The organism is Gramella jeungdoensis, assembly GCF_023805255.1.
Classification (GTDB): domain Bacteria; phylum Bacteroidota; class Bacteroidia; order Flavobacteriales; family Flavobacteriaceae; genus Christiangramia; species Christiangramia jeungdoensis.
Genome location: NZ_JAMSCK010000005.1, coordinates 75,609 through 87,949, shown reverse-complemented (window position 1 = coordinate 87,949; position 12,341 = coordinate 75,609). Strand labels below are relative to the sequence as shown.

Sequence of the window (12,341 nt, the reverse complement as noted above, 5' to 3'; positions counted from 1 at the left end):
AAATTACATAATTTAAATTCTTATTAGTAATATTTGCAGGGTTCCTAGATCTGTTACATGAGAATAAAAATCCTGGCAATCTTTTTACTTTTCCTGAGCTCTGAACTTTCAGCTCAGATAATTGATTATAATTTTGATTTCGAAGGGACTGGTCAATTATATACGGGAGATCGATCTCCTTTCTGGATGCATGCCAATAAAAAGGGGAGACTGGATGAAAAAAGCCATCTGTTTAGTCTTTTGTCTGGTGTGGGCGATATTCAGATTACTGATTCTACTTATTTTAGATTAGGAGCAGGTGTCTTATATAAAGACGGATATGAAGATGGAGTAAAACTCGACGAAGCTTATTTTGAGTATACCTCCCCCAAACTTGGTGTAGTCATGGGGAAAAAACATAAAGAAGACTTATTTCAGGGGCTTAGCGCAAGTAATGAAAATATCCTCTGGTCTTTAAACTCATCTGCCATTCCCGGTATAAAAGTATTTACAAGGTCTCCCCTTTTTTTGCGTAAAAATCATGGAATAGGTTTTATGGCTGCTCTGGAGGAATATTTGTTGGATGATGATAGATATGTTGAGAAAACACGGCTTCATCATAAAAGCTTTCATATAATTTATCAAGGTCATTCTGATTTTAGAATCGCATTAGGAGTACAACATTTTGTGCAATGGGCGGGTATTTCACCAGAATATGGTAAACTGCCCAATTCCTTTGAAGATTATATAAAAGTTGTTACGGGAACCTCCGGAGACCCGGTAGGGGGAGAAGAAGTAAACGCTCTTGGAAACCAGATAGGAAGCTATGAAGTAAAATTAAAGACTAAAGTAAAGGGATTTGATCTTCAGTTTTTATACAATCATATTTTTGAGGATGCTTCCGGAATGAAAATGGGAAATTTTCCTGATGGAAGATATGCCATTTTTATCGAAGATAATCGAGATCCATTTTGGGGGACCCCCTGGTTAAAGACGTTTATGTACGAATTCTATTATACCAAAAACCAAAGCAGGGACAGAGTAAGTTCGAAAAGGGATGGGGCCGATAATTATTTTAATAATAATCTGTACCGTACGGGATGGGTTTATAAAAACCAGGTGATTGGTGTACCATTTATTTTACTCAATGAAGATCGTTTTAGAATAGGTACTAATATTATTGCTGTTCATCACCTCGGTGTAAAGGGAAAAGTATTCAATGAGTTTCCTTACCGTCTTTTACTCAGTTACCGTCAAAACTATGGAGTTAAGGATTCTTTCTTTCCTGAAAAAAGGGAAATATTATCTACTTTTTTGGAACTTGATTTAATCGATTCTGATTACAAGTTGAAGGCTCAAGTAGGAGCAGATATCAGTTCTTATCAGGATTCAAATTTCGGCGTAGGTCTAAACTTCACGAAAACAATTTTTTAAAGGATAAAGTATATTTTTTGTATTTTACAGCCGTCCCAAAAAATCTATAACTTAACCTATAATTCTTGAAACCTAAGACCAATGCCTCAGTGAACAAGGTTCAGGCTTTTATTAGCTTGAATAAAAGTTTGAAGGTTCTTGCCTATAATGATGCTGCAAAGAGTTTCTTTTTAAATTCTCTTAATGTAGATTTTGAGATAGATTTATATTTTCCTGATCTTTTTAAGGTCCACAGCCTGCCGATTAAAGAAAAGCTTGAAAAAGCTTTTAAAGGAAATATGGAAATGTATGATATTTCCAGTGAAGAATTTTTGTACGAGCCATTCCGAATTACAATATCCCCTGTGATTGAAGAAAATGATAGTTTTTCTAAACTTTCGGTTTCAATTGTTTCTTTAGTCACGGCAGATGATTTTTCCAGTCAGCAAGAGCCGATGCTCCGCGCGATTATCGACAATCTCCCTGATTATATTTTCGTGAAAAATAGAGAACATAAGAGCGTTCTTTCTAATAGAAAATTTCGTGAGAATATTTTAAAAGAAGATAAAAGGGAAGCAGGTTATGGACTTACACCTTTGGACTATTTTGAAGATGAGAAGGGAAAGGCCATCATTGCTGATAATGAAAAGGTAATGAGAACAGGAAAGCCTGTAATTAACCGGCCAGATATTGTTATTAATAAAAAGGGAGAAGAGGAAAGAGTCCTTCTTACAAAAGTACCTCTTAAGAATGAAGAGAATGAAATTACCGGCCTGGTGGGAATTGCCAGAGATGTTACAACAAACTATAAGCAGGAAAAGAAAAAGGAATTAATTCTTAAGATTATTAAGTCATTTGGAGATTCCTCTACGCTCAGGGAGGCAATGGAAGAAACTCTCAGATTACTGTGTACTGAATTGGGATTTGATTATGCCGAAGCTTATAAAATAAGTATGAATAAGAATAATCTCATTCGAACAGCTTTCTGGCCTTTGGATCAGGATCTTTCAGGAAAAGATGATTATTGTACTTATGAGATGGGCGATGGTCTTCCCGGTCAGGTATGGGAAGAGAAAGAGCTAAAAGCCATTAATCATCGAACTGGCTTGCTGAAAAATATGCTATTTGATGGTGAAAAACCATTGAAGTCGGCAGTTGGTTTTCCTGTTGTATATAAAAATAAGATTGTTTCAATTCTTTGTTTTGGAGCGATTGAAGAAAACAAAGAAATTGAAACACAATTTTTAAAAGAAGTTTCAATTCAGATTGCTTCTGTTATTGAAAGTAAGAAAAGTCAGGATCAGCTCAGTGATTTTTTTCACTATTCTCTAAACCTTATTGCTGTAGTAGGACTTGACGGATTTATAAAAATGGTGAATCCTTCTTTTGAATATAAATTTGGGTATTCAAAAGATGAATTATTAAGCCTTCCGTTTATAGAATTTATTCACCCCGATGATCTTGAAAAAGTACTTCAGGCCATGAATGAATTGGAAGTGCCCAAATCAAAATTTGAGATTAGGTGTAGAAAAAAAGATGGAAGTTATTTATGGATTTCATGGCGTTTTTCACGTTTCTTTGAAGATGAAAATGTCGTGTATGTATTTGGAACAGATATTACTCCTCTGAAAAAAGCCTACGATGAATTATCAGCTCAGATCTTCGAGAAAGAAAAAGTACAGGATAAACTACAATTATCGGAAGAAAAATACAGAAGCCTTTTTGATGTAAGCTCTTTACCGATGTGGGTTTTGGACAGAGAGCAACTTAGGTTTCTTAGTGTTAATCAGGCTGCTGTAGATTTGTACGGATATTCCCGTGAAGAATTTCTGAAGATGAAGGTTCAGGACCTCTGGGCTCCAAATCAGGAAAAAAGGATCAACAAAATCGTGGAGGAGAATCATGACGATTTTTTCAAAGTAAAAGTAAAACATATAACTAAAGCTGGTAATTTTCTATATGTAATTGTGAAAAGTAATCCTTTGACCTTTGATGGAATAAAAGCCCGGGTCTCCCTGGTGAATGATGTAACGGCTATGGTGAAGGCTGAGGAAAAGCTTCAAAATAGTGAAAAGAGGTTCAAAGCACTGGTACAGGAGGGCTCAGATCTTATTTCTATAGTAGACTGCCAGTACAATTATATTTATAACAGTCCCGCCTCGCAATGGGTATTTGGTTTAGTTCCTTTAAAGATTAAAGGAACAAATTTTAGAGATTATATTCATAAAGATGATATAGGGAGGGTAGATGAATTCATGGCTTACCTGAAGACCAGCAAAAGGGTTCAGTTGCCTTCATACCGAATTAAAAATGTGGATGGTGAATGGCGATGGATAGAGACCATTGTGACAAATTTAAAGGATGAAGAAGCTGTAGGTGGTATTGTGATGAATTCCAGAGATATTACTGAATTTGTGGAGCAAGAGAGAAAGCTTATCGATAGTGTAAAACGCTATGATATTGTTGCCAAGGCCACAACCGATATTATTACCGACTACGATATTGAAAAAGATAAAGTTACAATAAATGAAGCCGCATCTAAAATGCTTGGTTTTACGGCTGAAGAAATTGGAAAAAATGGGGCATGGTGGGATGAGAAGATCCACCCTGCTGATTATAAATATGTAAAAGAACTCTCCCAAAAAATGATTGAGGAGAGAATAAAAAACCTCACGATTGAATACCGGTTTAGATGTAAGGATGGTTCCTATAAACATATTCTTGATCGAAGTTATCTGCTAACAGATAAAAATAATATTCCGAAAAGAATAATCGGTTCCATGCAGGATATTACCGAACGTAAAAAGTATCTTATAGAAATAGAGAATCACAATAAAAGACTTAAAGAGATTGCGTGGACGCAATCACATGTTGTTCGTGCCCCCTTAGCCAAAGTCATGGGACTGGTTGATCTCCTTATTAATTATAAAGATGATCTTGGAAATGTGGATGAATTACTTGAAAATATCTTAAATTCAGCAAATGAATTGGATGAAATTATAAGGAAGATAGCGGTGCAGACAGAAGAACAATTATAAAAACCCAAAACGACCCTACAGATGCTAAAAACAATTATTGTTGATGATGACCCCATTGTAAATTTCTTGCAAAGCAAAATTGTGAGTAAGACTGGCCTGGATGAAGAACCTACTGTTTTTAAAGAACCCCAGGAGGCCTTGGATTTTTTGAAAATGAATTTAAGAGAAGATGCATCCGTTCATTATCTGGTCATGTTAGATATAAATATGCCGGCAATGAGTGGATGGGAGTTTTTGGATCTATTAAAAGAAATTCCAAATAATGAACAGTGTCATGTGGTGATGGTAACTTCATCCATAGATCGCAAGGATAAAAGAAATGCCGCTAACGATTCCCATGTGGTCGACTTTATAGAAAAACCTGTTTCGGCCAAACATTGTAACAAGCTTAAAGGAATTTCTACTTTGTCAGTATATTTCGAGGAAAATTGAGGTCTATCCTTTGTTGAAGCGGATCGGCATTTTGAATTTTCTCTTCAGCCCAATCTTCTTCCTCGGGTTCTGGTTTTTCCGTGTCTTCGTTAATCACTTCAGCAGTAGGCTCATAGTTTAACTTTATATACATGGGAAAATGGTCTGAGCCTATATTTCTTTCCCTCGCAATCTCAATAAGGGTGAAATCCTTCGTATGAAATACATGATCCAGAGGCCATCTCAGCAAAAAATAATCAGCATGGAAGGTGTTGAAAAATCCGCGTCCAATCCGCGGGTCCATCATGCCACTCATCTTTAAAAACAATTTGGTAGTGCGCGACCAGGCTACATCATTAAGATCCCCTATTACAAGGGTGGTTTGTGTTTCGGCATCTACATCTCTTCCCAGCATCAGTAATTCTGCGTCGCGATTGGTAGAAGTTTCACTCTCTGTGGGGCTGGGGGGCATAGGGTGAAGGCAATGAAGCTTAACCTTTTTTCCACTTCTAAGAACTACATAGCCATGAATGCTTGGAATACCTTGCTGAACAATATAACGAACCTTAATATCCTCCAGCTTTAATTTGGAGTAAAGATGCATGCCATATAAATTATCCTTTGGGATCTTTACATTATACTTGTATTCATCCTCTAGAACGGCCAGTTCTTCTTCCCACCTTTTATCTGTTTCAAGAGTTAACAGAATGTCAGGCTGCCGATCTCTTACTAAAGAAATAAGCTTATCACTTCTTTTATTGGAAGTTAGAACATTACTCACCAGTACAGAGATGGTAGCGCCAGGATCACTTCCCTTAAACCTTAAAACTTGTTTTTTGGAAATATAGGTGTAGGGAAAGATCTTTACAACCTGATAAGTTAAACTTAACGAGAGTATAATAATTGCGATAAAATGCCAGGATTCCGATAAATCATAATATAGTACCGAAGCTATGATTACAGCTATTATCAAACAGCTAATTTGTATTCGGGGAAAGTCAAAACCACGTACCCACCAGTGGTCAAATCTTGTAATAGATGCCAGGGTAGGGATACACATTAAGATAGAAAAGAACAGGATTATTATTTCTCCAACGTCCATATTTTAAAAATTTAAAAAGTATAAGTCATTCCTATACCTTTAGTATGTATACCGGTTCCCATAAAATTATAACTTACCGTAGGGTATACATCAACATCCTTATTATCCGTTTTATGGATTTCAGGAACTAAGATACCGCATGCAGCTCCAATTCCAAAGCCAATAATATTATCTGTTAAAAAGTGTTTTCCTGCTTTCGTTCTAAGGTAGCCAACATATGCCGGAACTGCCGCTGCGCCCATCCACACGAACGGAACGGCGGGAGAATTAGGATTGAAATCATGAAAAACCTTGGCGGTAAAGAAAGTTGCTGCTGCTGTAGCCGCCGTATGTCCCGCAAAAAAGGAACGCTGTGCATCGCTATCCAGACGCTCTTCTATGGGAAGATCTTCATTATATACCAGCGGACGACTTTTTTCCACAGCTCCTGCGGTTATAGAAAAAGCTGCTCCAGTGGTAGCCATGGTTTCAATAAATAACACAGATATTTGTCCAAAATTCTTCCTTTCATCCTCACCTACCAAGAAAAGCAACGGCGTGGCAAAAGAACCAAAGAATGGCAGGTAGCTCAGTTGATCGGCCTCTTCAGAATAATTTCCGGCAGCCCTGCGGTCTATCTTCCAGATATCGTTTCTGTCCAGGCTGGCCAGATCAGCCTCGCTTAGGTTTGGTTTATTTTGAATTGTGTAAACTCCCAGAACGTTAAGTCCAACTCCTCCGGCGATCCAGGTAGCATCCTGCCAGAAATATGTTTCGTAGGGTGAACTTTTCTCTTGTGCTTTAAAATTCAGTGATATCAGGCACACAAGTAGGAGGCAGAAATTGTTTTTCATCTAATCTTTTTTTCAAATCTCTTTTTTTCCAAAGAAAAATGAAGAGTAATTAAGAAAAGAATAACAATCAGGGAATTTCGTTCTGAAGATTTCAATTAACAAAAGTTTAGTTCGTGTTTATACGCCATGTTTTCAGTTTCTGTATAAAATAAGTTATTTTTAAGGATATGAAAAGGAATATGGAAAAGCCGTTAAGAGGTTTCATTTTTGAAAAGTATGATGAACCCGAGAAATCTCCTTTCGATAAATTGTTCGAGATCTTTAAGGAGATTATCACACATACCTCGGGTGACCTTGATGAAGCTCTCGATTGGATGAAGCAGCTTGATGAAGAATACCAGCTTACCGATGACGATTATAGCCTGGATGATTTTGTAGAGGATCTTAAGAAGAAAGGATATATACGAGAGGAAATAGATCAAAACGGAGGTGGAAAAATGGCCATCACCGCTAAAACTGAAAGAGCTATAAGGCAGCAAGCCCTTGAGCAGATATTTGGTAAATTGAAAAAAGGTTCATCTGGGAGTCACAGAACCAGTCATATAGGACAAGGTGATGAGCATACCGGGGACTTCCGGGAATATCAGTTTGGAGATTCTCTGTCCCGCATTTCGATGACCGAAAGTCTTCGAAATGCCCAGATAAATCATGGGATTGGGGATTTCAAGATGTCCGAAGACGATCTGGTGGTTGAAGAGACTCATTATAAATCTCAGATGAGCACGGTCCTGATGATAGATATCAGCCATAGTATGATATTGTATGGTGAAGACCGAATTACTCCTGCCAAAAAGGTAGCGATGGCTCTTTCTGAACTTATCACTACCAGATATCCGAAAGATACTCTGGATATTCTTGTTTTCGGAAATGACGCGTGGCCTATTTCAATTTCAGAATTGCCTTACCTTAAGGTTGGACCTTATCATACCAATACTGTGGATGGTTTACAACTGGCTATGGACCTTCTTCGTCGAAAAAGGAATACCAACAAGCAGATCTTTATGATCACCGATGGAAAACCCAGTTGTGTGAGAGAAAGGGATGGAAGCTATTATAAGAATAGTATGGGACTGGATCCCTATATAGTTGATAAATGTTATAATATGGCCCGGCAGGCCAGAAAACTTCATATCCCCATCACTACGTTTATGATTGCACAGGACCCTTATCTTACCCGGTTTGTACAGGAATTCACACTGGCCAATCAGGGAAAGGCTTTCTATACAGGCTTGAAAGGTTTGGGTGAGATGATATTCGAGGATTATGAAATAAACAGAAAAAAAAGAATAAGAGGCTAAGAAAAAGATTATATGAATAAGGAAAATATTAAAACACTTGGTGCTTTAAAAAAGGCAGGATACCAAACTAGAAGTATTAAGGAGGAACTAAGGGAAAATCTCAAGGAAAAGATCAGGAATAATGAAAATGCCTTTGAGGGAATTCATGGGTATGAGTATAGCGTGATTCCCGAACTTGAAAGAGCGATCCTGTCAAAGCATAATATTAACTTTCTTGGGCTTCGTGGCCAGGCAAAAACCCGACTTGCAAGACTTATGGTGAATCTTCTTGATGAATGGATGCCGATAGTGGAAGGTTCAGAGATCAATGATGATCCACTAAGGCCTATAAGCAGATATGCGAAAGACCTTATCAATACTAAAGGAGACGAAACTCCCGTTTCCTGGATCCATAGGGAAGAAAGGTTCTTTGAAAAGCTGGCAACTCCTGACGTTACCGTGGCCGACCTTATCGGGGATGTAGACCCTATTAAAGCGGCCAATTTACGTCTGAGCTATGCCGATGAGCGCGTTATACATTTCGGGATGATCCCACGCGCGAATCGCAGTATTTTTGTGATCAATGAACTTCCCGATCTGCAGGCACGAATTCAGGTGGCTCTTTTTAATATACTTCAGGAAGGAGATGTGCAAATTCGAGGCTTTAAACTAAGACTTCCTTTAGATATGCAGTTTGTGTTCACAGCCAATCCTGAAGACTATACCAATCGTGGGAGCATCGTTACACCACTCAAAGACCGTATCGGTTCACAGATACTCACGCATTACCCTGAAAGTATAGATGTAGCTAAAATTATTACAGAACAGGAAGCCCAGCTGGATGAAAGGCAAAAGGAAATGGTACACCTACCAGAAGTCGCCAAGGATCTCCTTGAGCAAATAAGTTTTGAAGCTCGTGATAGTGAATTCATTGACCACAAGAGTGGTGTTAGTGCCAGAATGAGTATCACCGCTTTTGAAAATCTTTTGAGTACCGCAGAAAGAAGAGCTATTAAAAATGGAGAGGATCACACCATGCTGAGGTTTGGTGATTTTCTGGGAGTAATTCCATCTATTACGGGAAAGGTTGAATTGGTTTATGAAGGGGAACAGGAGGGAGCTGCTTTTGTTGCCCTTCAGTTAATAGGGGAGGCGGTAAAAACACTTTTCCCAAACTATTTCCCCAAGATCGAAAAGCTGAAAAGACCTGATGAAACAACACCTTATGACGACCTGGTTGAATGGTTCTTTGAAGGTTCAGGATTTGAACTGCCCGATGATCTTCCGGAAACTGAGTACAGGGAAAAACTTGACTCTATCAAGCCGCTTAATAAACTAATAGAGAAATATCAGCCGGATATAGATGATAAGGATAAATACTTTATAAAAGAGTTTTTACTGTGGGCTTTAGTTGAGTTTAAAAAACTGAGTAAGCACAGATTTTCAAAAGGTCTTCAGTTTAAGGATCTTTATGGAAGTTATATTAGCGGACTCTAGAATTTCATTTGCAAATTATTAAAAAACAGCCCGGTAAATTCTATTATCGGGTTTTTTATTTGGAAAAATTATTAATCTGATAATTCTGAAAAGGATTTAAATAAAAAGTTTTGCCGCTAATTTTATTTGAATACCTTTATTCAAGTTTTCAAGGAAAAACTGTGAGAAATCTTCAAAAAAATATCAATATTATTAACGGAAAAGTTGCTTTCCGAATGCGTACTATTGCTATTATGATTACAGTTATTACCCCTTTTGGGGTTCTTGCTATATAATTTCCGTCCGTACCTGTATATTTTAATCTCTTATTTAATCTTATTAATTTTTTAAACGGTTTCAGTTATGTATATCCTGAAATTTGGAGGCTCATCCCTCGCTTCACCAGAAAGAATAAAACTGGTTTCTAAAACCATTCAAGAACATCTTAAAGAAGACTCTGTAATCACGGTTGTATCAGCCTTTGGGGGTGTAACCAACGATCTTTTATTGATGGCCGAACTGGCCGCCAGAGAAGACCTTAAATATAAGGAGATCCTCGAAAAGAATGAGAAACGACACCTGGAAGCAGTGCGGGAATTGATCCCGGTAACAGCCCAGAGTGGCATACTCAGCAAGGTGAAAAATCAATTTAATCGACTTGAAACTCTTTATGAAGGAGTTTTTTTATTGAATGAACTTTCCGATAAGACCCGTCATGTTATTTCGGGTTTTGGGGAAATTCTTAGTTCGATGATCATTGCAGAATTTTTCAAGAGCCTCAATATAAAAAGTCTATTTGCCGATTCAAGAGATCTTATTGTTTGTAAGAATCTCAGTGAAAAAGTTCAGGTGAATTATGAGAAAACCAACGTCAACATTAGTGATTTCTTCAAAAAAAATGAGGCCGAACTTTATATAGTTCCTGGCTTTGTGTCCAAAAATGAACAAGGTGTTCCAAGTACTTTAGGCAGGGGAGGTTCAGATTTTACAGCTGCGATAATCGCCGGGGCCCTTGATCTCGACAAAGTGCTTATCTATACTGATGTGAACGGAATGTTCACTGCGAATCCAAATCTGGTGCCTCAGGCATATTCTTTAAAGGATATCTCTTACGAAGAAGCGATGGAACTTTCACATTTTGGCGCCAAGGTGCTTTACCCGCCAACACTTCAGCCGTTACTGGATAAGAATATAGAGATACATATTAAGAATACATTCGAACCCGATCATCCGGGCACAGTGATTTCAAAATCCAGTAAGAAGAATTTCCGTTGGGTGACAGGGATAACCCATATAGATTCTATTAAACTTCTGAATATAGAAGGTAGTGGTATGGTAGGAATTCCCGGATTCTCAAAACGTTTCTTTGAAGTTCTCTTTCAGGAAAATATTAATGTAGTGCTTATTACCCAGGCTTCTTCTGAACATAGTATCTGCATCGCGGTGAAAGCTGATGAAGCCGAACAGGCCAAAGAAGCTATTGATGAAGCCTTTGAAGCAGAGATAAACTATAAGAAGATTAAGCCTGTAGAGATCGAGGATAATGTGGCTGTTATCGCACTAGTTGGAGACAGGATGAGAAGTCATCACGGACTTAGTGGAAAAATGTTCAGTGCGCTGGGTAATAACAATATCAACATCAGGGCGATTGCTCAGGGCTCTTCCGAAAGGAATATTTCGGCGGTTATCGCTAAGAAAGATGTCACGAAGGCTTTGAATACGCTTCATGAGCAGTTCTTTGAAGTTCCTTCAAAAGAGATGAACCTTTTCATAACCGGTGTAGGAAATGTAGGAAGTAAACTAATAGATCAGCTAAGGAAACAGGAGCAGTACCTTCTTGAAAAGCTCAGGTTAAAAGTCAGAGTTCTGGGGCTTTCCAATTCCAGGAAGATGTTATTCAATGAGGATGGAATAGACCTGGATAACTGGAAAGAAGAACTGGAAAATGCTGAAAAAGCTGACAGGGAAGGCTTCTTTAACCGCGTTAAGGAATTAAACCTTAGGAATAGTGTGTTTGTGGATAATACGGCCAGTCCTGAAATTTCCGGCTGGTATAAACATTATCTCGCTAACTCAATTTCAGTGGTGACCTGTAATAAGATCGCCTGTGCCGATGCTTTTGAGAACTATCAAAATCTTCAGGATCTGGCCAGGGAATATGGGGCATCATTCCTTTACGAAACCAATGTAGGTGCTGGACTTCCAATTATCGATACGTTGCAGAACCTTGTGGCTTCAGGTGACAGGATCACCAAGATCCAGGCGGTCCTTTCAGGAAGTCTTAATTTTGTGTTCAATAACTATGATGCTTCAGAACCATTTTATAAGGTTGTGGAAACGGCCATGAAAGAAGGATATACGGAGCCTGATCCAAAGATCGATCTCAGCGGGGTAGATGTAGCCCGAAAGATACTGATCCTTGCCCGTGAAAGCGGACATCAGTTAGAGCTGGAAGATATTGAAAGAGATGACTTCCTTTCACAGGAAAGCCTGAATTCTGAAACTAATGAAAAATTCTTCGAATTGCTTCAAAAGGATGAACCTGAATTCAAGAAAATGTATAATCATGCGGCTGATAATAATGCTGAATTAAAATATGTGGCTCAGCTTGAAGATGGAAAAGCCAAAGTGGGGCTTCAGGAAGTAGGAGTCGGCCATCCTTTTTCGGGTCTTAGCGGAAGTGACAATATTGTGTTATTTTTCACTGAAAGGTACCCTGAACAACCATTAATTGTAAAAGGAGCCGGAGCCGGGGCTGAAGTGACCGCTTCGGGAATATTTGCAGATATTATAAGGGTAGGAAAAAAATAAA

Annotated in this window: 8 protein-coding genes; 6 read left to right on the top strand and 2 right to left on the bottom strand. The window is 38.2% G+C overall.

What is annotated here, in order from left to right:
- Positions 1-57: 57 nt before the first annotated feature.
- The 3 genes from NE848_RS13805 to NE848_RS13795 all read left to right on the top strand — a co-directional run bounded on the left by NE848_RS13805 (position 58) and on the right by NE848_RS13795 (position 4,862).
- Positions 58-1,413 (top strand): capsule assembly Wzi family protein, encoded by a 1,356-nt coding sequence (locus NE848_RS13805; protein ID WP_252114613.1) that lies wholly within the window; start codon positions 58-60, stop codon positions 1,411-1,413.
- 65 nt (positions 1,414-1,478) lie between these two features.
- On the top strand, positions 1,479-4,430 hold the full coding sequence (locus tag NE848_RS13800; protein WP_252114610.1) for a PAS domain S-box protein: 2,952 nt from the start codon (positions 1,479-1,481) through the stop codon (positions 4,428-4,430).
- A gap of 21 nt (positions 4,431-4,451) precedes the next feature.
- Positions 4,452-4,862: a response regulator gene (locus NE848_RS13795; protein ID WP_252114609.1), complete on the top strand. Its 411-nt coding sequence runs from the start codon at positions 4,452-4,454 to the stop codon at positions 4,860-4,862.
- Here NE848_RS13795 and NE848_RS13790 read toward each other — a convergent pair.
- Together NE848_RS13790 and NE848_RS13785 are read right to left on the bottom strand one after the other, a co-directional pair.
- Positions 4,831-5,943 carry an endonuclease/exonuclease/phosphatase family protein gene (locus NE848_RS13790; RefSeq protein ID WP_252114607.1) on the bottom strand — a complete coding sequence of 371 codons (1,113 nt, stop codon included), beginning with the start codon at positions 5,941-5,943 and terminating at the stop codon, positions 4,831-4,833. The genes NE848_RS13795 and NE848_RS13790 overlap by 32 nt on opposite strands.
- Positions 5,944-5,954: 11 nt before the next feature.
- Positions 5,955-6,776 (bottom strand): phosphatase PAP2 family protein, encoded by an 822-nt coding sequence (locus NE848_RS13785; protein ID WP_252114605.1) that lies wholly within the window; start codon positions 6,774-6,776, stop codon positions 5,955-5,957.
- Between the two features lie 167 nt (positions 6,777-6,943).
- Here NE848_RS13785 and NE848_RS13780 point away from each other — a divergent pair, with 167 nt between their 5' ends.
- The 3 genes from NE848_RS13780 (at position 6,944) to thrA (ending at position 12,340) form a co-directional block, all read left to right on the top strand.
- Positions 6,944-8,074: a vWA domain-containing protein gene (locus NE848_RS13780; protein WP_252114603.1), complete on the top strand. Its 1,131-nt coding sequence runs from the start codon at positions 6,944-6,946 to the stop codon at positions 8,072-8,074.
- A 12-nt stretch (positions 8,075-8,086) separates the two neighbouring features.
- Positions 8,087-9,550, top strand: a complete 1,464-nt coding sequence (locus NE848_RS13775) for a MoxR family ATPase (protein WP_252114601.1) — start codon at positions 8,087-8,089, stop codon at positions 9,548-9,550.
- Positions 9,551-9,892: 342 nt separating this feature from the next.
- Positions 9,893-12,340, top strand: coding sequence for a bifunctional aspartate kinase/homoserine dehydrogenase I (gene thrA / locus NE848_RS13770; RefSeq protein WP_252114598.1), 2,448 nt, complete (start codon positions 9,893-9,895; stop codon positions 12,338-12,340).
- The last annotated feature ends 1 nt before the right edge of the window (position 12,341 follow it).